Annotated in this window: 19 protein-coding genes (1 of these 19 cut by a window edge); 11 read left to right on the top strand and 8 right to left on the bottom strand. The window is 59.0% G+C overall.

Annotated elements, in window-relative coordinates:
- The 4 genes in view from AXE86_RS05205 to AXE86_RS05220 are tightly spaced (at most 49 nt apart) and all read right to left on the bottom strand, a layout consistent with a single transcriptional unit that may run on beyond the window.
- A protein-coding gene (locus tag AXE86_RS05205; RefSeq protein WP_061945320.1) for a vWA domain-containing protein crosses the window boundary here: on the bottom strand, positions 1-61 show its 5' end (the start). Its footprint begins 707 nt before the window's first position; only the first 61 of its 768 coding nucleotides appear in the window; the start codon lies at positions 59-61; the stop codon falls past the left edge of the window.
- Positions 62-76: 15 nt separating this feature from the next.
- Entirely contained in the window at positions 77-2,272 is a 2,196-nt protein-coding gene (locus AXE86_RS05210) for a zinc-ribbon domain containing protein (protein WP_061945322.1), read from the bottom strand.
- On the bottom strand, positions 2,272-3,561 hold the full coding sequence (locus AXE86_RS05215; protein ID WP_061945324.1) for a hypothetical protein: 1,290 nt from the start codon (positions 3,559-3,561) through the stop codon (positions 2,272-2,274). Before AXE86_RS05215 ends, AXE86_RS05210 begins: the two co-directional genes overlap by 1 nt.
- A 49-nt stretch (positions 3,562-3,610) precedes the next feature.
- Positions 3,611-4,219 carry a DUF4352 domain-containing protein gene (locus AXE86_RS05220; protein WP_050342327.1) on the bottom strand — a complete coding sequence of 203 codons (609 nt, stop codon included), beginning with the start codon at positions 4,217-4,219 and terminating at the stop codon, positions 3,611-3,613.
- A 362-nt stretch (positions 4,220-4,581) separates the two neighbouring features.
- Here AXE86_RS05220 and clpX point away from each other — a divergent pair, with 362 nt between their 5' ends.
- Positions 4,582-5,877, top strand: a complete 1,296-nt coding sequence (gene clpX / locus AXE86_RS05225; RefSeq protein WP_009753363.1) for an ATP-dependent Clp protease ATP-binding subunit ClpX — start codon at positions 4,582-4,584, stop codon at positions 5,875-5,877.
- Positions 5,878-6,255: 378 nt separating this feature from the next.
- Here clpX and AXE86_RS05230 read toward each other — a convergent pair whose 3' ends face one another.
- The 3 genes from AXE86_RS05230 to AXE86_RS05240 all read right to left on the bottom strand — a co-directional run bounded on the left by AXE86_RS05230 (position 6,256) and on the right by AXE86_RS05240 (position 10,670).
- On the bottom strand, positions 6,256-7,008 hold the full coding sequence (locus AXE86_RS05230) for a nucleoside/nucleotide kinase family protein (protein WP_232294929.1): 753 nt from the start codon (positions 7,006-7,008) through the stop codon (positions 6,256-6,258).
- 442 nt (positions 7,009-7,450) lie between these two features.
- Positions 7,451-9,715: an anaerobic ribonucleoside triphosphate reductase gene (locus AXE86_RS05235; protein WP_061945326.1), complete on the bottom strand. Its 2,265-nt coding sequence runs from the start codon at positions 9,713-9,715 to the stop codon at positions 7,451-7,453.
- A 184-nt stretch (positions 9,716-9,899) separates the two neighbouring features.
- Positions 9,900-10,670, bottom strand: a complete 771-nt coding sequence (locus tag AXE86_RS05240) for a class I SAM-dependent methyltransferase (RefSeq protein WP_198145306.1) — start codon at positions 10,668-10,670, stop codon at positions 9,900-9,902.
- A gap of 211 nt (positions 10,671-10,881) precedes the next feature.
- Between AXE86_RS05240 and trpS the strand changes: the two genes are divergently transcribed.
- The 10 genes from trpS (at position 10,882) to AXE86_RS13180 (ending at position 23,831) form a co-directional block, all read left to right on the top strand.
- Positions 10,882-11,886, top strand: coding sequence for a tryptophan--tRNA ligase (gene trpS, locus AXE86_RS05245; RefSeq protein ID WP_061945330.1), 1,005 nt, complete (start codon positions 10,882-10,884; stop codon positions 11,884-11,886).
- Positions 11,886-12,605, top strand: coding sequence for a phosphocholine cytidylyltransferase family protein (locus AXE86_RS05250; RefSeq protein ID WP_061945332.1), 720 nt, complete (start codon positions 11,886-11,888; stop codon positions 12,603-12,605). Before trpS ends, AXE86_RS05250 begins: the two co-directional genes overlap by 1 nt.
- Before the next feature lie 274 nt (positions 12,606-12,879).
- Positions 12,880-14,175, top strand: a complete 1,296-nt coding sequence (gene aepX / locus AXE86_RS05255; RefSeq protein ID WP_061945334.1) for a phosphoenolpyruvate mutase — start codon at positions 12,880-12,882, stop codon at positions 14,173-14,175.
- 32 nt (positions 14,176-14,207) lie between these two features.
- Positions 14,208-14,915: a class I SAM-dependent methyltransferase gene (locus AXE86_RS05260; protein WP_061945336.1), complete on the top strand. Its 708-nt coding sequence runs from the start codon at positions 14,208-14,210 to the stop codon at positions 14,913-14,915.
- 3 nt (positions 14,916-14,918) lie between these two features.
- Positions 14,919-16,013, top strand: coding sequence for a 2-aminoethylphosphonate aminotransferase (locus tag AXE86_RS05265; RefSeq protein WP_061945339.1), 1,095 nt, complete (start codon positions 14,919-14,921; stop codon positions 16,011-16,013).
- A 41-nt stretch (positions 16,014-16,054) separates the two neighbouring features.
- On the top strand, positions 16,055-18,163 hold the full coding sequence (locus tag AXE86_RS05270) for a sulfatase-like hydrolase/transferase (RefSeq protein WP_061945341.1): 2,109 nt from the start codon (positions 16,055-16,057) through the stop codon (positions 18,161-18,163).
- 1 nt (position 18,164) lies between these two features.
- The gene (locus AXE86_RS05275; RefSeq protein WP_061945343.1) at positions 18,165-20,318 is read left to right on the top strand and encodes a sulfatase-like hydrolase/transferase; all 2,154 of its coding nucleotides are present in this window, start codon (positions 18,165-18,167) and stop codon (positions 20,316-20,318) included.
- Positions 20,319-20,349: 31 nt separating this feature from the next.
- Entirely contained in the window at positions 20,350-22,509 is a 2,160-nt protein-coding gene (locus AXE86_RS05280; RefSeq protein ID WP_061946947.1) for a sulfatase-like hydrolase/transferase, read from the top strand.
- Positions 22,506-23,621 carry a phosphonopyruvate decarboxylase gene (aepY, locus tag AXE86_RS05285; RefSeq protein WP_061945345.1) on the top strand — a complete coding sequence of 372 codons (1,116 nt, stop codon included), beginning with the start codon at positions 22,506-22,508 and terminating at the stop codon, positions 23,619-23,621. Before AXE86_RS05280 ends, aepY begins: the two co-directional genes overlap by 4 nt.
- An 84-nt stretch (positions 23,622-23,705) precedes the next feature.
- The gene (locus tag AXE86_RS13180; protein WP_071884745.1) at positions 23,706-23,831 is read left to right on the top strand and encodes a secretion protein HlyD; all 126 of its coding nucleotides are present in this window, start codon (positions 23,706-23,708) and stop codon (positions 23,829-23,831) included.
- 61 nt (positions 23,832-23,892) lie between these two features.
- Here the strand turns inward: AXE86_RS13180 and csaB are convergent, their stop codons facing one another.
- Entirely contained in the window at positions 23,893-24,990 is a 1,098-nt protein-coding gene (gene csaB / locus AXE86_RS05290; RefSeq protein ID WP_039981200.1) for a polysaccharide pyruvyl transferase CsaB, read from the bottom strand.
- Between the last annotated feature and the right edge of the window lie 198 nt (positions 24,991-25,188).

Raw genomic sequence — 25,188 nt, forward strand, 5'->3', positions numbered from 1 at the left:
GTACACGCGGCGTCGGATTGGTGACGAGGTCGTCCATGCGGATGAGGTGCAGGTCTTTCATGGTATTTCTCCCATATTATAATAGAAAATGAACGACGGCATAGGCAATGGCAAGCCCGATGCCGATTCCGGCAACGGTCTCAAATGATGAGCTCTCCTCCGCACGGTCACTTTGCGGGACGGGCGTGCGCGAAGAGGTGTTTTGCTGTGGTGTCGTGAGCCACGTCTCGCGCTCCTTCTTTCGCGCCTCGCGGCATTCCCTGCAGTTCTCGGGCTGAGCCAGCCCCTTATCCACGAAGAAGGCGTGCTCGGCAGCGGTGATGCAGAAACGGCTGCCGCACGTTCTACATTGCTTCCATTCATAAATTTCTCCTCTGCACAAGGAACATACGCCGTGGTCGAGCTGCGTGACCGGCACCTCGCTCTTACAAACGCGGCACGGGCGTTTTTCTGGTGACTTCGACTGCTTCGCTCCAGACTTTGTATGCGGCGTTGAGTGCCCCCATGTCTTCGTTTGCTGCGGGGACTTCGCGTCTGCATTTGGTTCAATGTGCTTGTAGCGATTCGGAAAAATCTCAAGTGAGAGGGCATCCTGCTCCGCATACTTCCCATTCGTGAGGAGGTTCTTGTACTCGCGCAGGTTTGCAAGCCACGCGTTCACATCGAGGCGGTCGCACTCTTCGTAGTGTGCTTCGCCCTTGCGGAAGGTCTGATAAAACGGTTCTTTCATCGCACGGCGCGGGAGATGGCTCCAGATGAATCTCCACGGGCCGTCGGGAGCACGGCGATTCGAGTTCTCTCCGCAGGGATAGGAGAAATCACCGCGTGCAATGTTTTCCTGCAGATCGTTGCCGCCCTGCTGGGAGTAAGGCGTCTTACCCGGAAGCATGATGCGGAAAAGCAGGGTCGCGATAGCAAATGCCTCATTCCCCTTCGTGCGCAGAAAGCTTGAGAACGGTTGTCCCTGCACCTCGGGGGCGGTGTAAACGGGGGTGCCTACGGGACAGGGAAAGCCCTCAATCTGATAACTGTCCGTGTCAACAAAGTAGACCTCGGTCGCGGAAACGACGAGGATATTCTGGTCATTCAGGTCGCCGATGAGAATGTCGTGGTCGTGAAGGTACTTGATCTTCTCAAGGATGGTAATGCAAAGGATAACAAGGTCGACCTTTTTCCAGTGCGGGAAAAATTTCTGCAGGCGCCGCGGACTGAATACGGCGATCTGCAGGGACTGCCCCTGTGCCCGCGGCATTAGATAGCCGACAAAGTCCCCGCTCTCGTTTGAGAGTTCTGCACAGGGCCAGCAGATGCCCGCATAGGAGATACTGCGGCTGAGCATACGGCGAATCTTTTCCCGCCGCCGTACAGTCAGGCAGTCCCGCGCGTAAATCTTCGCAACGTATGGCGTGCCCGTTTCGTAGATCCTGCCCTCGCCGCCCTTACCGATCTCCTTGCCGAGACGTATGCGCTCCGGCACGCCGTTCTGTAGGCGGAAGACAATCTCGCCCTCGATGGGGATGTGTGCTGCAGGCAGCGGATCATCGGCGATGGCCGTGACGACGGTCTTTCGTGCAGTGGTCATGGCGGACGAGCGGCTGTCCGTGCGCTGCGGCGCGGGCCTCTGCCCTGCCGTATGCTCATGCCCACCATGCGGTCGACGGTCACCGTCTGTCTGCGCGCGCGCGGAGTCCGTCCTTTTCGTATGCGGCTTCTTTCCATCCTGCGGGAAAAGGTTGCCGCCGCCATCGATGCGCCGTACATGGATTTTCTTGCCGCGCTGAACGGAACGCTGGTTGACAAGGTTGCGGATGTCCGCGCCGAGGTCTGCATCCTGCGTGATGAGAAGGAGGTTGTACGTCATGCGGTGACGCGTAAACTGCGTGATGAAGACGTTGTCTGCGTGACCTTCCCGATCAACCGGCTCTCCACGAAATTCGAGCAGGTTCTCCTGCTGATACCGTGGCAAAAACTCTGACAAACAGCGTTCCGCATTTCGCACATCCACAGGATCATATACCCCCGCGGCGTTCCTGTAAATTTTCTGCAGTTCGTGAAGCACACGCTCCGGAACGATGACGGGGTTGTTGTACTTCAAAATATAGGGTCTGGCGCGTTCCCAGAACGTCGGCGCAGCCTCCTTGAGCAGACTGCAGGTGTCAATGAACACCTTCCAGTCCTTGAAATACATATCAAGCAGCTTCTCTTGCCGCTCCTTCATGTTGCGTCCCGTCCCTACGCGCACGCGCTCTCCACCCCCTACGTCTTTTCTCATCAGCCGATCTCGTCCCATCCACGCGGCAAAGCACTGCGGTCATGCTCCGGTACGCTGCTCTTCGGCGTGAACGGAGTGCTGTCATTGCTATTATCACCGCATTGCCGGTCCACGAGCTCAGCTGTCGCGACATCGTCCGCTGCGGCGGCGGGTGCGCTGCTCTCTATCATACCTTTCTCGAACGCCCGCATATCCGCTGCCATAGTCTCCAGCTCCGCAGCATCCGGCTCGTCGAAGATAATTACCTCGTCCGAACACGGAGGTATCTCCTCAGCGGAAGGCGGCACACGTTCAATCTCCTCAAGGTTCTCAAGAGGCGCATCGGAGGGTTCCGCAGGCACACCGTCAAGGTCATCCCATCCGATCACCGGTTCCCGCACGTCCGCATCATCCTCCTCGTCTGCATAGGAAGGTATGCCGCAGTCTGCGCCCGAAACCTGCCAGCGATAAAATCCGTGATCGGTCTGATATCCGACAAGGTCGATCTCCGCACCGCCGAGGCGAGCACGATTCAGCAGTGCGATCTGTGCTGCACAGTCAGACGTGTTCGTAAAGAGTACAATCTGATGGGCATTTTTGAATCGCGCAAACACGGAAAAGAAAGTACTGAGCTCCGACCCGTCGTCATCTTCACCGCGCAGGTCGATCAGCCCCTCCTCCTGCAGTTGCACCAAATGCTGCATACCGTGCTTGGCTCTTCTGCGCACGGCATCATCCGTGCTGCGCATATCCCCTTCAAGAGCTCGCACAGTCGCGAGGGAGATGAAGAAAGCACTGCCATGTTCACGCAATGCAGCGAGCAGCGGCTCTGCTGCCGCAAAGAAGCCCTCCGATGCGACGACGCTGTGGTCAAGGAAGATGCGGCAGTCCGTCGCGAAGGCATGGTAATCCTCCTCCGTCAGCCAGTCGCGTGTACTGTCCTGTGCATATATATCGAGAGGCGCAGGGAATGTGTCGAGCCACCGCTGTGTGAGTGAGAGCGTACCGAGGTGATCGAAAAGGCCTGCGTCCTCAGGTGCGTTGAGTGAGAGAATTGTCTCCATCCGCACGGCAATCTCTGGCCTCTCCCGCACAGCGCCGTCCAGCACAGCGGCAATCGCGAGGAACATCGTCGCACCGAGCTCCTCGCCTCCCACCTCGATGTCCGCCATCTCCTGTTCGTGGATCCCCAGTACTGCCGCAAACTGCTTCGCATCCATTCGCAGGAGCCGCCGCAGGTACGGCAGAGATTCTTGCATGGCGGTACACATGAGTCCACGCTGCTCTTCATAATAGGTTCGGATATCCATATCTATTCCTCCTCTATCAGCTGGCTGCGCGCCCCCGCGCAGCCCCGTCCTATAATTTGATCTCCGATATCGGCTGATTCGGCCCATGCGGCTGCACCAGTATCTTTGCGGGAGTCGCTCCCGCGGGCATGGCAAAAACAACACTTGCTGTCATCTGCATCCCTGGTGATATGTTTTCCATGTGGAACGTGGCAACCCTGTTGTGAAAGAGCACGCCCATACCGCTGTCCGAGACTGCATAGCTGTTGCCATCCGTATCAACCATGCGTATGTTAAAACTCACGATGTGGATACTGCTCGAGCCTCGGTTTGCAAGCGTCAGTTTGACGAGAGCAAAAGGCCCCTGCACGGTGCCCATCGGACCTGTCAGCGAGGACGGGCGCGAGATGGACTCCACACGCCCGACAAGCGCAGGCTTCTGTGCAGATGCACTCTGCGCTGCAGGTTGGTCCGTACGCAGAGAGCCCCCCGTGGTTTTCTCGCTGCCCTTCTTTGTGCCGCGCTCCCCATTCTCCTTGGTTTTGGCATCCGTCTTTTCTGTTTGCGTCGCTGTCATCGGCTGTGCAGCAGGCGCATCTTTTTTCCAAAGCCCCAAGCCGGGGCCGAAAAAATAGATGAGCGCTCCCAGAATAAGCCCGAACAGGATCCCCTTCCTCATCTCTCTACGTCCTTTCTCATTGAACGCAAAATCATTTTATCGAGTATGAAATCATTCTACCATAAAACAAGATATGCAGCAGGAAAAATTTTCTATCCATAATTATATTTCCCCAGATGATTGTTCCTTGTTTCTTCCCCCTTCCTGTGGTATTCTATGATAGAATTTATTCTGGGGGAAGTACTGATAAGTTCGGCACGACCATCTTGACGCATCTTTTCGTCCGCTTGTCGTCGGCAAATTCTCCACATAGCCCTTGCTATGCGTCCGGTTTGCTGCCTCAATCGGACAAAATCTACGCCGATCTGAGAGACTGTTTTATCAGCGATTTCCTAGATGAAATACCCTGAAAGGAATTTGAAATGCCGAAAAATCCGGTCAAGCATCAATGCACCTTCTGCAAGCGCATCATCGACGTGCGCGACCAATACGATATGCCGATCTACGATCCGAACACAGGCTTTGCGATCTGCAAGGACTGCGTGCGTGAGATCAACCGCTACCTCGACGAGCACGACGCATCCGTCTCCTCGGAGGAGCGCACGACGTTCCGCAAGGAGCTGGGCGACGTACTGGAAAAGACGCGCCCTCACCTCATCAAGGAGTATCTCGACACCTACATCATCAATCAGGACCGCGCGAAGAAAATCCTCGCCGTTGCCGTCTACAACCACTACAAGCGCATGAAATACGGCTACGAAAAGAAAGAGGACGAGGGCACGGAGATCGAGAAGTCGAACGTCATCATGCTTGGTCCCTCGGGCTGCGGCAAAACCGCCCTCCTCTCCCATCTCTCAAAGCTCCTCGATGTGCCGTTTGCCGTGACAGATGCCTCCAGCCTCACCGAGGCGGGCTTCGTCGGCGCGGATGTCGAGGTCGCCGTCCGCAACCTCTACTATGCGGCGGACAAGGACGTGGAGAAGGCGGAGCACGGCATCATCTACCTCGACGAGTTCGATAAAATCGCGCGCAAATCCGGCGCAAACAATTCCATCACTGCTGACCCCGGCCACGAGGGCGTCCAGCAGGCACTCCTCAAGATGCTCGAAGGCAGTGTCGTCGAGTTCACGGCGCGCGGCCAGCGTAAACACCCCGAGGCGCCGACCATCAAGGTCGATACGAAAAACATCCTCTTCATCGTCGGCGGTGCATTCGTCGGCATCGAGAAGATCATCGCCAAGCGCCTCAAGAAAGGCAACGTCGCCATGGGCTTTGGCGCGGAGGTGCGCGGCAAGGATCTCGAAAAGGAATACGACGCACTCATCCATCAGGTCACGCCGGAGGACCTCATGGAGTATGGCATCATCCCTGAGATCATCGGCCGCCTGCCCGTGATCTGCACGCTCGAAACCCTTGACGAAGACGCACTCCTGCGCATCCTCACCGAGCCGATCAACGCGCCGGTACGCCAGTACCAGCAGCTGCTCGCGATGGACGGCGTGGAGCTCGTCTTTACCGAGGACGCACTGCGTGCCGTCGCAAAAAAGGCAATCGAGCGCAAAACGGGCGCACGCAGCCTGCGCGGCATCATCGAGGAGGTCATGCTCGACGTGATGTTCGACATCCCGCGTGAGACCGCCCCGCGCCGCGTCACCGTGACGAAGGAATGCATCACCGAGGGCGCAGCGCCGACCGTGGAGAACGCGGCGGCGGGGTGATAAATTTATCCTTGCAAAACAGCATAAACGTGTTATACTGTGTGTAGAAGTCAACGATGGTCATTGACAACCAAAAGAAAGAAATCCCCTGCGGCTGGTTACCTCAGGGGTCTTTCTTTGCAACTGGTGAGGTCGCATCTGGCTGGTGCCACAACGGCGGTCGCTTCTACCGCCCCAGCCTCTGCAGAATCAGCGCCCCGAGAATACTCCCGAGTACGCTGGTCAGCAGGGAAAGCATAACATCTCCGATGGTCATCGTGACAACCTCCCTTCCTTGCCGGATTGGCTTGGTTGGGCCGTGGCAGCTTCAGTATAACACAACGGACGACAAAACTCCCACTGCGGTGCCAGCCGCAGTGGGAGTTTTCATATGGAAATTTATACCCGTACAAAATCCCCGTCCGCCGTCATGCGCCAGATCTCGTCCGCCGCACCTGCATGTGCGGCAAAGCGTTCGACGTTGCGGGCATCGCTCGCCTCGCAGAAGGCGGTCGCCTCCGCCTCGGAGAGGCCCCCCTGCACCTTGCGGGCGATGAGACGAGCCCGCAGGAACGCGGCGGGTGCGTCGATACGGACGGCATAGTCGGCGAGCGGACGGAGGCCGCTCCACGGCTCCTCGTCCAAGAGCAGCCAGTTGCCCTCGACGAGGAGGATTGGCGCATCCGCCGTGACGGCATTGGGCACGACATCGTGAATGCGGCGGTCATAGACAGGGAATTGAACCGCGCCAACCTTTGCCGCCGCAAGTTTCTCCGCAAGTGCTGCCGCATCGAATGTCTCGGGTGCGCCCTTGATGGATTTCAGGGGGATTTCTTCCCCGCCCTGCCGGATGGTATGCGCTGCGAGACAGCGATTTGGGTAGTGAAAGCCGTCCATGCCGAGTGCCTGCACGGGGGTCAGCCCCGCCTCGGTGCGTGAAAGCTGCGCCAAGAACTGCGCGAGCGTCGTTTTCCCCGTAGCGGGCGGCGCGGCAAGGAAGACGATGCATCGCCGCCCGCTGCGCCGCTGCAGCTCCGTGAGACGACGCAGCAGCGGCAGAAAGAGATGCTCCACCGTGTCGGTACGGTAACGAACACGCTGCGGCAGTCCGTTGACGGTCATCGCGCAGGTACGCCACTCTTTTTCACGCACAGAGATCCCCCTCCTCGATGGAATATTTTAGCAAAAGTATGCCCATGGTTCAACTGTAGACAAGTTTCCATATAAAAAGGACTGCTGAACGAGTCAAGCCTCGTACGGCAGTCCTTTCTTGTGCCCCCGCCACCGCTTGCTGACCTGTCCAAGAAGCAAGTCCGTAGGACGAAGCTGATTGGGAAACAGGTCGTATGCGAAAACGTCCCAAGAACACGAGCGTTAGCGATGTGTGATTGGCTGACGTTGACCGCTCGCGTTCCCCCTCCCCCGTCACAACGGAGGAGGCTTTAGCGAAATCACGGCATAGCAGCTTCCCCATTTACGAAGGGGCTAGGGAAGCACGAATAAGTTTGGCACAACCATCTTGACGCATCTTTTACGCCCGCTTTTCATTAGCCAATGTTCCACATAGCCTCTGCTATGCGCCCGGTTTGCCTCCTTAATCCTTCATGCGCGGAACGGTCATCGTGCCGAAGGCGGTCTCCTTGCGGTGGCAGTGCGGGCACTCGTTCTCGATGAGTCCCGTGTAGCCGCAGACGGGGTCGCGGTCGACGGGGTGGTTGATGGAGAAGTAGCCCATGTCCGCGTCGTGCATGGCGCGGACGACTTTCTCGAAGGCCTTGACGTTCTTCGACGGGTCGCCGTCCATCTCGATGTAGGCGATGTGCCCCGCATTCTCGAGCGCGTGATACGGTGCCTCGATGCGGATCTTGTCGTAGGCGCTGATGTCGTAGTAGACGGGCACATGGCTTGAGTTCGTCATGTAAGAGCGGTCGGTGACGCCGGGGATCGTCCCATAGACGCGCTTGTTCGCACGCTGGAACTGTCCTGCCGTGCTCTCGGCGGGCGTGCCGAACGTCGACCAGTTGCGGTGCTCCGCCTCAGTGTAGGCATCGGTACGCTCGCGCATGTGCCCGACGATCTCGAGCCCGAGTTTCTGCGCCTCCTCGCTCTCGCCGTGGTGCTTTCCGATGAGTGCAACAAGGCACTCGGCGAGTCCGCAGAAGCCGATCGAGTACGAGGCGTGCTTCAGCACTTCCTTGATGGAGTCGACGGGACTCGCCTTTTCGCTGTCGAGCCAGACGCCCTGCCCCATGAGGAATGGATAGTTGTAGATGTGCTTTTCCTCGATAATCTTCAGCCGATCGAGCAAATAGTCGTGGCAGAGGTCAATATAGTAATCGTAGAGTTCCCAGAACTTCTTTAGATCGCCCTTGGCCTCGAGCGCAAGCTTCGGCAGGTTGATCGTCGTAAAGGAAAAATTCCCGCGGCTGCCCGACTGCTCGGGGCCGTTGACGTTGCTCATGACGCGCGTGCGGCAGCCCATGGTTGCGACGCAGCTGTTGTAGTCGCCGGGCTTGTAGTACTGGAGGTTGTACGGCGCATCGAGGTTGACGTAGTTCGGGAACAGGCGGCGCGCACTGACGCGGCAGGACTCGATAAAGAGGTCGTAGTTCGGATCCTCGGGGTTGTAGTTGACGCCCGCCTTAAGCTGAAAGACAGAAATGGGAAAGATTGCCGTCTCGCCGTTGCCGAGCCCCTGCCAGATCGCGCTCAGTACCTCGCGGATAACGAGCCGTCCCTCGGGCGAGGTATCCATGCCGTAGTTGATGGAGCTGAACGGCACCTGTGCACCCGCACGCGAGTGGAGCGTGTTGAAGTTGTGAATGAGCGCCTCCATCGCCTGATGCGTCTCCTCCTCGACACTTTCGCAGGCGAGCTGGTAGATCGTCCGCACGTCCGCCTCGAGTTCCTGCTCCGCCGGGGTGTCGAATGCCGCACTGTAGACGATGTTCAGTGCACGCATGAGTTCGGCACGGGCGCGCTCCGCACGCACATCGTCCTGCTTTTCCGCATAGACGCAGACGGCAAAGTCGAGCTCGGCGCGCAGTGCCTTCTTGAACGCCTCATGCGTGAAGTAGCCGCGTCCGATGTGGTAGAGCAGCGCCTTCCACGCCTCCTCGAGGATTGCCTTGCGGAAGGACTTCTTTACGCCGTCTGCCATGGCGTAGTCAAACGCGTTGATGCTCTGCCCGCCGAACATGTCGTTCTGGTTCGACTGGATCGCGATGCACGCGAGGCTCGCATAGGCACGGATGGAGTTCGGTTCGCGCAGGAAGCCGTGTCCCGTCGAGAAGCCGCCGCGAAAGAGTTTCAGAAGATCGATCTGGCAGCAGTTGAACGTGATGAGTGAGAAGTCCTTGTCATGGATGTGGATGAAGTTCTCGCGGTCAGCAGTCGCGTAGCGCTCATCGAGGACGTAGTTGTCGACGAAATGCTTCGCCCCCTCCGCACCGAGCTTCAGCATGATGCCCATCGACGCGTCCGTGTTGATGTTCGCGTTGTCGCGCTTGAGGTCGGAGTCCACCGCATCGGCAAAGAAGATGTCGCGGTAACTCTCCATGAGATGCTTCTGCGCGCGGCGGCGCTGGGCATGCCGCTGGCGGTAGGTGATGTAGCGGCGCGCAATGTCATAGTGCCCGTGCGCGAGCAGCTGTTTTTCGACGAGATCCTGGATCTCCTCGACGCTGATCTCCGTGCGGTCGCCAAACGCCTCCTCGACGCTCTTCGTCACCGTGTCGATCTCAAGCGCCGTCATCGGGTGGACGTACTCCTTGCTCGCCGAGGTAATGGCATTGAGGATCTTCGAACGGTCGTAGGGCACCGCATTGCCCGCGCGTTTTGTCACCGTCGTCACTGTCATAGATTTCGCTCCTTTATCCATAAATAATACTATATCTTGTGGTTCGCATTTTTTGCTACGGAAGATATTGTAACAGAGAGGAAGATTCTTGGCAAGGTATTTTTCACGCAAAAAAGGCAGCGGTACGTCACAATATGACATACCGCTGCCCATGTGCGCAGCGAAGCATCCTCGCTGCTTTTCGTTACTTCTTGCTGACGACGGCAATATAGGAAAACTCTTTGCCATGATCGAAAAAGAAATTGAACATCGTGCGGAAACGGTCGATGTTCTCCGTGCGCAGCCCGTTGCGGATGATCTTCATCGCACCGTCGAACCCCTCGTCGCGCACCAATCCGGCAGGATCGAGCAGCGTCATCCGCCCCGTCTGCACCTCCGTCGTAAATCCCGCCTGTTGAAAGAGCTGGCGCCACATGCCCTCAGAGAGCGGATCGACGTTTACGCGAATCGCACGCGAGATCCCCGCGCGCAGCTCCGCCGCCTGCTCCTCGTCGTCCGTGCGCAGGGCAACGTCATGGGTCAGGAGTACGCCGCCCGGCTTCAGCACGCGGAAGTACTCGGCGATCGCCTTTGCCTTGTTCTCGCGCGGCAGCATGGTAAGCATCGCCTCATTGATGACGACATCAAACACAGCATCGGGGAACGGCAGCGCCATGGCGTTGCCCTCGACCACATCGACCACATCGGAAAGCCCGTGTGCCTCGATATTGGCACGCGCCTTCGCGAGGGCGGCGGGATTCATATCGAGGCCCGTGATGCGGCAGCCATGCTCCTCCGCCAGCGCGATCATCGTCGTGCCCATGTTGCAGGCGACCTCAAGAACACGCGTGTCAATGGTAAAATCCACATGGGAAAGGAGCCACTCCGTCGCCTCACGCCCGCCGGGACGCAGGCGCGTCTTGCCAAGACGTGCAAGGAACTCATGGCCCATCTCGTTTTGCTTCTGTTCTGTCATCATAACACCTCCGTTGGTCGATTATAGAACGATTCTCAACGTCATTCTACTGGGTATTGGCAATCGTTTTCTGTAACGAATGTTACGGGCATAAAATTATTTCCGTATCTTCTATCTCCTTAACGGGAAATTCATTGCTCCGCGGCTTTGCTTATCTTCCTCTCATGAGATATAATGAAAGAGATTCTATGTGTATAAGGAAGGAATATCCATGAACGAAAACGATCCAGCCCGCCGCAGGATCATCCTGAGCGGCATTCAGCCCACCGGCACATTCACCCTCGGCAACTATCTCGGCGCGGTGAAAAACTGGCGCCAGCTGCAGAAGGAATACGACTGCTACTACTTCGTCGCCGATCTCCATGCGCTCACCGTCTATCACGAGCCTGCGATGCGGCGAAAAGCAAGCCGCGCGGCGTTTGCCCTCCTGCTCGCGTGCGGACTTGATCCGGAGAAGAGTCTTGTCTTTATCCAGAGCCACGTGAGTGCACACGCGCAGATGGGATGGATGCTCTCCTGTCTCAGCCCGTTCGGTGATCTCAGCCGCATGACGCAGTTCAAGGACAAGTCGGCGAAGCATCCCGAGGACATCAACGCGGGACTCTTCACTTACCCTGCGCTCATGGCCGGCGATATTCTTCTCTATCAGGCGGACTACGTGCCCGTCGGGGCAGATCAGACGCAGCACCTTGAGTTTACGCGGAACGTCGCCGCGCGGTTCAACCACGTCTACGGCGAGACGTTCCGCCTGCCCGAGGGCTATTTCCCGAAGGCGGGTGCGCGCGTCATGAGTCTCGCGGAGCCGACAGCGAAGATGAGCAAGTCCGACGAGAACGCCAAGGCGACCATCTTCATCCTCGACGATGAGAAGACGATCCTCAAAAAATTCAAGTCTGCCGTCACGGACAGCGATGCCGAGGTCGCGTTCCGCGAGGGCAAGGACGGCATCAACAACCTCATGACGATCTACTCCGCCATCACCGGGAAATCCTGCGATGCGATCACGGCGGAGTTTGCAGGAAAGGGCTACGGCGACTTCAAGACGGCCGTTGGGACGGTCGTCGCCGATGAGCTGCGCCCCATCCGTGAGCGTTATGCGGAGCTGCTCACGGATAAGGCGTACCTCGACGCAGAGATTGCGCGGGGGGCGGAGCGCGCCGCACACATCGCCGAAAAGACGCTCGCGAAGGCGAAACGCAAAATGGGGCTGTGCTGATGAATGCACATCGTGTGACGCGCGCCGTCATTCTCGCAGCCGGGCGCGGGTCACGGCTCGCGCCGCTGACCGATCACCTGCCGAAGCCGCTCGTCCCCGTGAACGGCGTGCCGATCATCGCAACCATTTTAGATGCGCTTAATGCGGCGGGGATTTCGTCGATTACTATAATACGGGGCTATTGCGGTGCGGCGCTTGACACGCTCAAGGACGCGTACCCGCACATCGCCTTTCTCGACAATCCGGACTGGGCGGCGGCAAACAACATATCCTCCATCGCGCTCGCGGGGCGTGCAGGGCTGCTTGAGGACAGCTACGTCATCGAGGGTGATCTCTACCTCGCGCATCCCGCCATCATCACGCCCACACAGGAGCGCACGAACTACATCGCCTTCCCCGTGGCAGCGACGGATGACTGGTGTTTCGACGCGGATGCCGACGGGAGGATCACGCACATCGCTACAGAAAGCTCACACCCCTGTCACCAGATGCTCGGTCTCTCCTACTGGACGGCAGAGGACGGGCGGCGGCTCGCGGCCTGTGCGGATGCGATGTACCGCGAAGAACGATACCGTCAGCTCTACTGGGACGAGATCATTTTGAAATACAATCCCGACACATGCGATGTGTATATCAGGGAGTGCACGCGCGAGGACGTGTGGGAGATCGACACCGTGGCGGATCTGCGGGCGCTGGAGGCGCGGATAAGACATAATTGAGCCCCGTCTGCTGGATGCCCGTCTGCTGGATGCCCGAAGCGAAGCTACAGGAGGTTCTCTCTGCCGAGAAGGCAGTGCATCCCCTGTAGCAAACCTAGTGAAGCAAGCGGAGAAAAGGGTACGTTCTGCCCCCCTGCGGATTTCTACCGTTCAAGCGAAGCGCGTTTGGAATCCGCAGGTATTTAGGCAGATAAGTACCCGACCGCTTGCGTAACGAGGTTCTGCGAAGAGGATGCACCGTAAAAATCAGCAAAAATGAAATAGAGGGAAAGATATGAAGAACGTTTATACCTGCTTCTGCACGGACATCATCCACGCAGGACACAAGAACCTCCTGCGCGCGGCGGCGGAGCTCGGCCGGGTCACTGTCGGTGTCCTCTCCGACGCGGAGATGGTACGCTACAACCGCTTTCCGACGAAGACACTCGAAGAGCGCATGGCGATGCTCAGCGAGCTGTCCGAGGTCGCGGAGGTCATCGTACAGGATCACATCATGTACGACGAGGTACTGGATCGTCTGCGCCCCGACTACGTCGTCCACGGAAGCAACTGGGCGCAGGGCCCTGAGTCCGCCATCCGCAAGAACGTCCTCGCGGCGCTCGCGCGCTACGGCGGAAAACTGATCGAACCATCCTATACCTATAATGACGAGGTGCGCAAGATCGACTGGCAGATGCGTGAGCTGCTCGCTATGCCCGAGGCGCGCCGCGGCCGTCTGCGCCGTCTCCTCGACATTGTCCCCATCATCAAGACCATCGAGGTGCACAACGGCCTCACGGGACTGATCGCGGAGAAAACCATCGTCGAGAATGACGGCGGCCTCGACCAGTTCGACGCCATGTGGGTCTCCAGTCTCTGTGACTCGACCTCACGCGGCAAGCCCGACATCGAGCTCGTCGACCTCTCCGACCGCATCCAGACCATCAACGAGGTCATGGACGTCACGACGAAGCCCATCATCCTCGACATGGACACGGGCGGAACGGCAGAGCACTTCGCCTACAACGTCCGCACCCTCGAGCGTATCGGCGTCTCCGCCGTCATCGTCGAGGACAAGACGGGCGCAAAGCGCAACTCCCTCTTTGGCACGGAGGTCGCGCAGACGCAGGACACGATCGAAAATTTCTCCGAAAAGATTGCGGCGGGCAAATCGGCACAGCGCACGGAGGAGTTCATGATCATCGCGCGCATCGAGAGCCTGATCCTCGAAAAGGGGCAGGAGGATGCCCTCGCACGCGCCGAAGCGTATGTCGCGGCGGGTGCAGACGCCATCATGATCCACTCGCGCGCCAAATCGCCCGATGAGGTCATCGCATTCTGCGACGCCTTCCACGCGAGCCACCCTGACGTCCCCATCGTCGCCGTCCCCTCCTCCTACAACACGATCACGGAGGCAGAGCTCGCGGCACATGGCGTCCGCATCGTCATCTACGCAAACCAGCTCACCCGCGCGGCATTCCCCTCTATGGAGAATGCGGCACGCTCCATCCTCGTCCATCACCGCGCCCACGAGATCGACAAGGAGCTCCTGCCGATCAAGGACATCATCCGACTGATCGAGGTCGTCTGAGCGCCGCGTCATCTGTATGGAAGGAAGGTCACATGGACAGCAAGTGGAAAGACGTTTGGAACCGACGGCACGCAAACAAAGCTGCTCTTGCCGGCAGCTGGCAGGATATCTTCCTCGAGCTCAAGCGCATGAACGGCTTCGACGTCATGGAGGGCGGCATCTCTCTGGACGCATGGCTCGAACTGGATGCCGAGATCCAGCATCGGCTGCGTCTCACGCATGGAGACCGGGCCTTTGAGGTCGGCTGCGGTGCAGGGGCAAACCTCTACCTGCTGCAGCGTGCGGGGATAACGGTCGGCGGAACCGACTATGCCGAGGGTCTTGTCGCGATTGCGCAAGCGGTCCTTCCCAATGCCATCGAGCTCTACGCCGGTGAGGCGGACGCCATTGATACAACGCAGAAATACGATGCCGTATACACAAACAGCCTGCTCCACTACTTGCCCAATCTGGGATATGCGGAGCATGTCCTCTTGCGTATGCTCGAAAAAACGACCGGCGCGATTGGCCTGATTGACGTACACGATCGTGACAAAGAAGAAGAGTTTCATGCCTACCGCCGCACCGTAATCCCTGACTACGACGAGCGCTACAAGGGACTCAGCAATCTCTTCTTTCCGCGCAGTTTCTTTGAGGACTTTGCCCGCGCACATGACCTGCACATCGTCTTCACGCCAATGCAGCTTAGGGGCTACTGGAACGCGCCGTTCAACTTCAACGTGTTCCTGTATCGGAGGTAAATTATGAACATCCAGCGCAACGTCCTCCTCAACCCGGGACCTGCGACCACGACGGACACCGTCAAGATGGCGCAGATCGTCCCCGACATCTGCCCGCGCGAGCGTGCATTCGGTCAGCTCATGCGCGCGCTCGGCACCGACCTCCTGAAGGTCGTCCACGCTGATGCGGCGGACTGGGCGACCGTTCTCTTCTGTGGATCGGGCACGCTCTGCATTGATTCGTGCGTCAGCTCGCTCGTCCCCGCCGGGAAAAGACTCCTCATCATCAACAACGGCGCCTACTCCGCACGCGCGGCAGCCGTCGCACGCGCCTACTCCGTGCCGCACATCAACCTGACCTTCCCGGCGGACGGTCTGCCCGACCTCGATGCGGTGGAGAGCACGCTCGCAGAGAACACCGACATCGCCGCCGTCTACACGACGCATCAGGAGACAGGCACGGGCATCCTGAACCCCGTACGCGAGATCGGTGCGCTCGCCCACGCGCATGGCGCGGTCATGATCGCCGATACCATTTCGACCTATGCCATGATCCCCTTCTCCGCCGACGAGATGAACATCGACGTCTGCATGTCCTCGGCGCAGAAGGGCATCCAGGGCATGACGGGGCTCTCCTTCGTCATCACCAAGAAATCCCTGCTCGCGGCGGCAAAGGACTATCCCGTGCGCTCCTACTATACGAACCTCGTCATGCAGTACGAGGGCTTCGAGGAGACGGGCGAGATGCGCTTTACCCCACCCGTGCAGACCGTATACGCGGCAAAGCGCGCGCTCGCCGAATACTTCGCCGAGGGAGAAACGAAGAAATGGGCGCGTCATACACGCACGATCAACGCCATCCACGAGGGAATCGCCCGTCTGGGGCTCACCGAGACCATCCCGCGTGCGATCCAGTCGGGACTCGTCGTCGCCGTCAACTATCCGTCGGCAGACTTTGACTTCACCCGGGTGCATGACTACTGCTATGAGCGCGGCTACACCATCTACCCCGGCAAGATGCAGACGGCATCGACCTTCCGCCTGTGTGCACTCGGCGCGATCGACGCGCCCGACATTGCGGCGTTCTTCCGCGTATTCGAGGAAGCACTGAACGCATAGCAACAGGAGCCCTATCGCGGCTTTGAGGAAAGGGACCCACCATGCAGGACGACGATTTCAGCACATTCTGGCACAATAACGAGCAGGCTTCTGCTCTCTTTTACGACCTCCTCGCACGAGCGGAACAGGGCGCCTACGACGACGACTTTCTCATCCAGCTCGCTACGTATCGTAAGGCGGGTGGGGATGCGGCACACGCCGACATCTTTGCCGCGCAGTATCTTCTCGCGAATGGGGATGCAGAAAGCGCCGTCATCTGCGGGGAGCGCGCCTTTCGCCTGCGCGCTGTCGAGCCTGCACTCTGGGCGGTGCTGCGCCGTGCATACACAGCGACAGCACGCTATGCCGATGCGCTTGTCATGCAGGCGTATACGGCGAAGCTGCTGAACCTCCCTCTCACGCTCCCGACGGATATACCGCGCAGCGCGCTGACCCCAGAGGTACTCGATCGCCTGTCTGTTGCCATGGGCTCACCATCATTTGCCCCGCTGGCGCTCAGCCGTATCAGCTGCGATGGGGAACATGGTCTCTGCGCATCTGAAGGCGTTTTTGCGGGTGAATACATTCCCGCACCGCACGCTTCACACCCGCCCTACTACGTTGCTGCGTATACCGAGCAGGAACAGCAGGGGGACAAAGTCTGGCTGCTGCAGACGATTCAGGATGCAGCGGGTTTTGCCTACAATGTCGGCGGAGGGTTCACCTATGAACTCATTCGCGCCAGCCGTGCTCCCGGGTACGCCGAGATTCACTGCACAGGAGAGACCGTTCTCCCCATCATCGGCGTATCAGCCTTTCAAAATCTCCATATAAAGACCTCATCGGTGGATCAGGACACGCCTCTTGCGCCCGCAACACCGAATTTTTTCCGTCTGTGCGAAGACACCCATCTGTCCTCGGATCATGATTTTCTCGTCGGTGCGCCGATCGCAATCGGGCACAGCTCGACGCGCCGTCCGCTCGTACTGAACATCCTCGCTGATGCACTCTCATGGGAGGTTGTGCGTACTCACTTTGCCGAATGGATGCCGAATACGGCTCGCTTCTTCGCGCAGGGAGCGATCTTCGATCAACACTTCTCCGCATCGGAGTATACCTATCCGTCTCTCTCGACCATTGAAACGGGGATGTATCCGCACCACAATCAGATCTTCAACGATACGCTTGCCGTCCTCCTCAACCCCGCATATATCCCGCTCTCCGAGCGCATGCGTACATGCGGATATGCCACGGCGAATCTCATGGGGGAGGGCAGCGGAGTCTATAACGGGGCAACGCGCGGCTTTGACCGGCTTGTGATCGCGCCCTATCACCTGTTCGCCTACGAGGCTGCGGAACGAACCATCCGCTATTTGGAGGGGCTGCGCGACGCCGATCATTTCATCTACCTGCACACATTGGATGCTCATCCATGGCCTTATCCGCGCTTTCAGATCACTGCGAGCACGCAGGCACGTCTGCCGCTCGAGGAACGTCTGTCGGGGGCAAGGAGCAACTCTCCCAGTCCCTATCTTCAGTCCACAGAACTGAGCATGGCTGCCTATATCCAGGGCATCCGTGATCTCGACCGGGCTCTCGGCACACTCTTTTCCTATCTGGAGCAGCACTACACACCGGATGAATACCTCGTCAGTCTATACTCCGACCATGGCGTTCCCATATTCAGCAAGCACCACTACATCGTCAGTCCGGACATGACACACACTGCATGGATGATGCGCGGGGCAGGCGTTCCCGCGGGGATCACGGTGAGCGAAATGACCAGCACGGTGGACATCTATCCGACACTCGCATATCTTCTCCATTTCCCTGTCGGAGAACATGTGGATGGGGTCCTGCCGCAGATCTTTGGCGGCAGCGGACGTGAGATCGCGTTCAGCAACTCGCTCTACCCTGGGCGTACCTACTGTCTGCGTGCACGCACGCGGGAGCATACATTTCACCTCGAGTCAACAGATGCCCTCCTGCCGAATGGGACGGTGGATCTCGCGCGTGCTGTCACAGCATGCTATCCACGCAGCGAGGAGGGGATCGCGGGACGTGAAATTGACGATCCCGCGCTGAGAGCCTTCTTCTATCCGCATGTGCGGGATTTCCTAACGGGCATCGCAAGCAATGGGGAGATATTCCCGCCGCCAAAGGAGGCATGAGATGAACGACGATTTCAGCATATTCTGGTACAATGATGAGCACGCGCAGGAGCTCTTCTATGATCTCCTCGCACGATCAGAGCATAATGCCTACGACGACGATTTTCTCGCGCAGCTCGCCGCCTACCGGGAGGCAGAGCCCACGAGTGAGCGCGCGGATATTTTTGCAGCGAAGTACCTGCTCCATCACGGGGATGCGGAAAACTCCGCTGTATGCGCAGAACGTGCCCGCGCAAAGCGCCCGCTCAACGCCGAGATCTGGAAGCTCCTCGCCGCCGCCTACAAGGCACTCGGCCGCGAGAACGATGCGGCCGCCATGCAGGGACATCTCTACGGCCTTTACGGCGAGCCGATGCCGTCGCTGGATTTGGGATCCTCAACGCTGACAGAGGCACTGGATCGGCTCTCCCTCACCATGGGAACATGCCTCAATATGCCGACTGCCACGAGCCGTGCCTACGTGGAAAACGGGGAGCTTTTATTTCGTCCCGATATATTTGTCGGTGAGGCACTCCCCCTCACCATGCCGGAGGGAAGCGCCTCCTTTTGGGGTGGGATCTACGCCGAGAACGCCTGTCTGTCGGATCAGAGTCATGTGCTGACCGATCTGCGGCATGAGCGTTCCTTCAGTCGTCATGGCTACCACGACTTCTTCTTCGATCTGCAGAAGGCGCAGGAGGTCCGCGGCACGGTGTCCATCCAGCTTCCTCCGGGGGAGGAGGCGATCATCCCCATCGCGGGCACGGCACCGGAGCAGCCGCTCGCCGTAACAACGGCATCCGACGGCACACAGGAAACCTGTCTGGGCAAATGGTCGTTTAATTTCTTTCGCTTCAGTGAAAATGCCACCCTGCACGCGCCTGCGGACAGCCCCTATACCGTCGGCACGCCGATCCGCCTTGGGCACAGCCCGCGGCGCAGAAAGCTCGTCCTGAGCATCTTTGTCGATGCGCTGTCATGGGCCATCGCACGCCCCTATGCAGAGACGCATCTGCCGAACATCATGCGTTTCTTCTCGCGCGGAACGATCTTTGATCAGCAGTTCTCGAGCTCTGAGTATACCCTGCCCGCCTACCCCGCCATCGAGACCGGATACTATCCGCATCATACAAATATATTTAATCTGCGTGTCGGATACGAGCTGCCGCTCCGCATGCCGACCATCGCAGAGCGGATGAAAGGCCTCGGCTACCACTGCGCTGCCCCCATGGCGACGACACAGGGGATCGCACACGGTCTGCTGCGCGGGTTCGACCGTGTCATCGCCGCCGGATGGACGCTGCACACGGCGGTCGGCGTGGACTCCGTCCTCCGCCATATCGATGCCTTTGACGAGACCGATCAGTTCCTCTTCCTCTATCTGCTGGACGTGCATCCGTACAATGCACGCTGGTTCAAGTGCGATACTGCCGTTGAGGCACACCTGCCGCTTGCGGAACGGTTCTTCCCGCATGACTCCGATGTGGCGAGTGTCCGTCTGCCCAATCTCCGCATCTACCAGGAGCAGTATCTGGAGCAGATGCGGCAGACGGATCGCACGCTCGGGCTGCTGTTCTCCTATCTGGAGCAGCATTTTAACGAGGATGAGTACCTCATCAACCTGTACTCGGATCACGGGATTCCCATGTTCGGTGATACCATCGGCGGCAGCATCGACATCCTCAGCGAACGCTCCACCAGTGCCACGTGGATGATGCGCGGTGCGGGCGTCCCCGAAGGCACTGTTGTTCACGACCTTACGAGCACGGTGGACATCCATCCGACCCTGGGCCACCTCTGCGGGTTCCCCGTCAACGACGATATTGACGGACGTCTTCCCGCCGTCTTCGGCGGTACGCCGCGCGACGCGGTATACAGTGCATCGCAGTATCCGGGGCAGACGTATAAGCTCGCCGTGCGCACCCACGATCACACGATGCGCGCTGAGACACAGGACCCCGTCGATGAGGACGGAACGGTGGACTTTATGATTACGCGCGCCGGTATCTATCCGCGCGGCCATGAGCTTGAGACAGGCTGCGCCGTCGATCAAGAGGATTTGAATGCGTTCTTCTATCCGCGTGCCCGTAACTTCGTCCGCGAGATCGCGAACAATGGGGAGTTCTGGCCCTCGATGCGCGCCGCACGCCCGGAGTGGTTCGGCGGACGATCCTAAAAAGAGCAGCTTAAAAAGGGAAAGAAATATGATGAGCGATGATTTCAGCGTGTTCTGGCGCAATAACGAGCGGGCTTCTGCGCTCTTTTACGACCTCCTCGCACGAGCAAAGCGTGGTGCCTACGACGATGACTTTCTCGCGCAGCTCGCCGCCTATCGGGAGGCAGAGCCCACGAGTGAGCGTGCGGATATTTTCGCGGCGAAGTACCTGCTCCATCACGGGGATGCGGAGAATGCGGCTGTCTGCGCAGAACGTGCCTACCGCAAGCGCCCCGTCAACTACGAAGTTTGGCTGCTGCTGGCCGATCTCTATGCACGACTGAACCGCCCGATCGACGCACTCATCATGCAGGGATATGCTTATGGTCTCTACGGTGCGCCGCAGTTCTCCTTTCACCTCGACGAGGATCAGCTCCGCGAGGGGTTGGGGCGTCTGTCGATTGCGCTGGGCATGGGCAAGGGGGCTCCCTTGACAAAGGTGCGCGCGGTCATCAGAGAACAGGGACTCCAGTTCTCTACAGATCTTTTCATCGGCGAGCCGCTCCCTCTCACCATGCCGCCGCATTACTCCAGGTTTTGGGCGGCATCCTATACGGACTACTATCTCTCCGACCAGGGCATCATGCTTGACCACAACCGCCACACGGACGCATTCAGCACATACGGCTACCGCGCCGCTTCGTTCCAGCTGCAGCAGGCAGAGGAGGTGCGCGGTCCATCGGAGATACAGATCCCGGCAGAAACAACCGCTATCGTTCCCATCGCGGGCACAAGCCATCTGCAAAAGCTGACCATCACAAATGCAGGAGCCTCCCATCCGCTATACCTTGGAAAATGGGCGTTCAGTCTTTTTCGTCTGGAGGGAGCCGCGCACATCACCCCCGCGGATGACCGTCCTTACGCCATCGGCACGCCCATCCCACTGGAACACAGCCCCGCACGGCGAAAGCTCGTGCTGAACATTCTCGTCGATGGACTTTCCTGGGGTGTCATCCGTACATGTTTTGCCGAATGTATGCCGAATACCGCCCGTTTCTTTGCACGCGGCACGATCTTTGATCAGCATTTCTCCGTATCGGAATTCACATATCCCTCTTTGCCGACCATCGAGACGGGACGTTATCCGGCGCATACGCAGGTATTTAACGAGAACGACAGTCACGAACTGCCCCTCGACATCAAGACTCTCTCGGAGTCCATAGCGGATCTCGGCTACTATACCGCCGCACCGCTGGGTGCAGCGGACTGCATCTACAGCGGGGCCATGCGCGGCTATCGGACGCTCAACGCAGAGCCATGGACGCTGCCAAGTGCCGATATGGCGGAACGTACCATCCGCCAGATCGAGGCATTTAACGAGACAGATCAGTTCCTCTACCTGCACACAACAGATGTTCACCCATGGAATCCCAAGGGGTTCAAGTTCTACCCGTCGACAGAAACGCACCTCCCACTAACACAGCGCGTTTTTGAGGTGGATGAAAATGTGACGAGTGTGCATCTGGCGCAGCTGCCCGTCTATCAGGATCATTTCTGGCGCAGCCTTTCCTGTGTTGACCGCCACCTCGGTTATCTGTTCTCCTACATTGAGGCGCACTTTGACGAACGCGATATCCTCGTCAGTCTCTACTCCGATCATGGGAATTCGGTATTTACCATGCCTGTGAACGGCAGTGTGGACGTCATCGCCGAAAATGCGACGCACGCCGTATGGATGATGCGCGGTGCAGGTGTCCCCGAGGGACACATCGTAAGCGAGCTGACCAGCACGGCAGATCTCTATCCGACGCTCGGGACGCTCTGCGGCTTCCCCGTCGCAGACGACATCGACGGCAATCTGCCGGCGGTCTTTGGCGGAAAAGAACGCGACGCGGTATATAGTATGTCGATGTTCCCGGGACAGACCTATAAGCTCGCCGTGCGCACCCACGACCATGCGCTGCGCCTTGAGACGCTAGAGAAGGTCGATGAGGACGGTACGGTGGATTTCGCAGATGCGCGTGTGGGGATCTATCCGCGCGGCCATGAGCTCGATGAAAACCATGTCGTGGACAGTGCGGAGCTGCGTGCATTCTTCTACCCACGTGCGCGCAGTATTGTCCGTGAGATCGCGAACAACGGGGAGTTCTGGCCCGCCATGCGCGAGGCGAGGCCTGAGTGGTTTGGAAGCAGTACAAAGGAGCATCTATGAACGCTAACGATTTCATTGCCGCCCTCGGAGCGGAGTTCTTCACAGGCGTGCCCGACTCAAAGCTGCGCCCCCTCGTCGACTGCCTGATGGATACCTATGGGGCGAACAGCCCGTCGCACATCATCGCGGCGAATGAGGGGAATGCGGCGGCACTCGCGGCGAGCTATCACCTCGCAGCGGGCAAGGTGCCGCTCGTCTACCTGCAGAACAGCGGGCTCGGCAATATCGTCAATCCCCTGCTCTCCCTCCTCCACGCGGGGGTCTACGGCATCCCGTGCATCTTTGTCATTGGCTGGCGCGGCGAGCCAGACCTCCACGACGAGCCGCAGCATCTCGTACAGGGGCGCCTCACGCTGCCGCTCCTCGATACGATGGGCGTCAAGACGATGGTGCTCACGGAGGCGTCCCAGCCGGAGGATGTCTCCGCGTGGATGGAGCAGATCCGCCCGCATCTCGCTGCCGGCGGACAGTGCGCGCTCCTCGTCCGCAAGGGAGCGCTCACGCATCCGAAACACAAATACGCAAATGAAAATCCCCTGCGGCGCGAGGATGCCATTGCACAGATCCTTGATGCGGCACAGGGCGCCGTCGTCGTCGCGACCACGGGCAAGACGGGACGCGAGCTCTTTGAGCTGCGCGAGGCACGCGGTGAGGATCACGCCCATGACTTTCTCACCGTCGGCTCGATGGGGCACGCGGGCGCGATTGCTCTCGGCATCGCCCTCCACCGCCCGTCGCAGCGCGTCTTTCTCCTCGACGGAGACGGCGCTGCCCTCATGCACATGGGGGCGATGGCGACCATCGGTGCCGCCGCTCCGCCGAATCTCGTCCACGTCCTCCTCAACAACGAGGCACATGAGAGCGTCGGCGGCGCACCGACAGCGGCGCATACGGTGGACTTTCCCGCCGTCGCGCGTGCCGTCGGCTACCGTCTGGTGCAGACGGCGGCGGATGCGGCAGCGCTCGCGCAGGTACTCCCTGCGGTAGGGAGGAGTGATGCGCTCACCCTTCTTGAGGTGCGCACCGCCATCGGCTCGCGCGCTGACCTCGGCCGTCCGACAACAACGCCGACGGAGAATAAGGAAGCTCTGATGCGGACACTACGGGAATAAAAAAGAGCATTGCATTGGCGAATCACCCGTGCAGTGCTCTTTTAAGGAATCGCTGATAAAATGAGGTCTGCCATATTGACGTAGATTTTTTGTCCGATTGAGGCAGCAAACCGGACGCATAGCAAAGGCTATGTGGAGGATTTGCTAACGAAAAGCGGGCGAAAAAGATGCGTTAAGATGGTAGCGCCGAATTTATCAGTGCTTCCTTAATATGTGATGTTGTTAATAATCAAGTTGGAACGTCCCAGCAAAGAGGCTTTGTTTTTCCCCATTACTGTTTCCCGTGAATTAGTCCCAATGCGAGCTCGGCGTTGCGTGCGGCGAGGCTGCGCATCTGTGCGAGGAGGTCGGCGTTCGCCGCCGTAAATTCGCTGCGTGCCGCCCATTTGCGGCGGACTTCCTTGAGGACGCTCGCGGTGGTGATGTCCTGCAGGTCGTTGACGGGTTTTTCCCCGATGGAGCGCAGGAAGCGGTCGACCTTCGGATCGTAGGAGATGCCGATCATGGGGACGCCCATGACACCTGCAAAGATGAGGGCGTGCAGGCGCACGCCGATCATGAGGTCCATGTTCGCGACGAGGGAGAGGAGCTCTGCGGTCGTGTATTCGCCCGTGAGGACGGTGCAGTCCTCCTTTGTCCATGCGGCGACGGTCTCCGCCGTCCGCACGTCCTCGGGGTACTGCATGGGGAGAAAGATGACGCGTGCATCGAGCTCGCGGACGATGGCGTCGCTGATCTCGGCAAGGATTTCCTTGTAGTGCTGCCAGCCCTGCCAGTCGCGTACGGAGATGCCAACGACGGGGCGCGCGCCGTCCGCTCCGCAGGCAGCGAGGATGGCGCGCCCTGCCTCGCGCCCGACGGGATGGATGCCGAGTACGGGGTCGGCGGTGCACTCCATCGGCGGACGGCGGATGCCGAGGCGGCGCAGCTCTGCCATGGAGCCCTCGTCGCGCACGGTAATGAGGGAGACGCGGTTGCCGAGCCAGCGCATGCAGCGGCAGGCGAATTTCCCCGTGACGGGACCGATGCCCTGCGCGTAGAGCATCGTGCGTTTGCCGAGGAGGAAAGCCAGCAAGATGACCGCCATGTAGTAGTAGAGACTGCGGCGGCTCGTGACGTTCTGGAGCAGGCTGCCGCCGCCGCTGATGAGGAGGTCGGCGTGCCGCATGGCGCGGAAGATTCCGCGCGCGTCAAGCGAGCCGACCGCATGGACGCCGTGGCGCCGCTCAGTGTCGGCAGGGTTGGCTGAGATGACCGTGATATGAAGTTCCGGGTCCAAATCTCCGAGCACCTCGAGCATCGCCGCGAGCATGGCCTCATCGCCCGCGTTCTTCGCACCATAGTACCCGGATACAACGATCCGCTTCATCAGGTAAAGCGCCCTCCGTTTCCCATTCCTGTATAAATGTAAAAGTTTTATGTAAGGGCGAACCCAACGCGAACGCTTAGTTGCGCAAGTGATCGTATGCTTATCTGCCTAAATATCGGCGCACTTCTTAAACGCGCTTCGCTTGGACGAAAGAAGTACGCCGGGGGCAGAACGCATACTTTACTCACTTGCTCCACT

The sequence above is a fragment of the Selenomonas sp. oral taxon 136 genome, from assembly GCF_001554015.1.
In the GTDB taxonomy this organism is placed as follows: Bacteria; Bacillota; Negativicutes; order Selenomonadales; family Selenomonadaceae; genus Centipeda; species Centipeda felix.

Bases quoted from the DNA above. Each gene is read 5' to 3' on its own strand.
- AXE86_RS05210 (WP_061945322.1), bottom strand. From the start codon at position 2,272: ATGAGAAAAGACGTAGGGGGTGGAGAGCGCGTGCGCGTAGGGACGGGA.
- AXE86_RS05215 (WP_061945324.1), bottom strand. From the start codon at position 3,561: ATGGATATCCGAACCTATTATGAAGAGCAGCGTGGACTCATGTGTACC.
- AXE86_RS05220 (WP_050342327.1), bottom strand. From the start codon at position 4,219: ATGAGGAAGGGGATCCTGTTCGGGCTTATTCTGGGAGCGCTCATCTAT.
- clpX (WP_009753363.1), top strand. From the start codon at position 4,582: ATGCCGAAAAATCCGGTCAAGCATCAATGCACCTTCTGCAAGCGCATC.
- AXE86_RS05235 (WP_061945326.1), bottom strand. From the start codon at position 9,715: ATGACAGTGACGACGGTGACAAAACGCGCGGGCAATGCGGTGCCCTAC.
- AXE86_RS05240 (WP_198145306.1), bottom strand. From the start codon at position 10,670: ATGACAGAACAGAAGCAAAACGAGATGGGCCATGAGTTCCTTGCACGT.
- trpS (WP_061945330.1), top strand. From the start codon at position 10,882: ATGAACGAAAACGATCCAGCCCGCCGCAGGATCATCCTGAGCGGCATT.
- AXE86_RS05250 (WP_061945332.1), top strand. From the start codon at position 11,886: ATGAATGCACATCGTGTGACGCGCGCCGTCATTCTCGCAGCCGGGCGC.
- aepX (WP_061945334.1), top strand. From the start codon at position 12,880: ATGAAGAACGTTTATACCTGCTTCTGCACGGACATCATCCACGCAGGA.
- AXE86_RS05260 (WP_061945336.1), top strand. From the start codon at position 14,208: ATGGACAGCAAGTGGAAAGACGTTTGGAACCGACGGCACGCAAACAAA.
- AXE86_RS05265 (WP_061945339.1), top strand. From the start codon at position 14,919: ATGAACATCCAGCGCAACGTCCTCCTCAACCCGGGACCTGCGACCACG.
- AXE86_RS05270 (WP_061945341.1), top strand. From the start codon at position 16,055: ATGCAGGACGACGATTTCAGCACATTCTGGCACAATAACGAGCAGGCT.
- AXE86_RS05275 (WP_061945343.1), top strand. From the start codon at position 18,165: ATGAACGACGATTTCAGCATATTCTGGTACAATGATGAGCACGCGCAG.
- AXE86_RS05280 (WP_061946947.1), top strand. From the start codon at position 20,350: ATGAGCGATGATTTCAGCGTGTTCTGGCGCAATAACGAGCGGGCTTCT.
- aepY (WP_061945345.1), top strand. From the start codon at position 22,506: ATGAACGCTAACGATTTCATTGCCGCCCTCGGAGCGGAGTTCTTCACA.
- csaB (WP_039981200.1), bottom strand. From the start codon at position 24,990: ATGAAGCGGATCGTTGTATCCGGGTACTATGGTGCGAAGAACGCGGGC.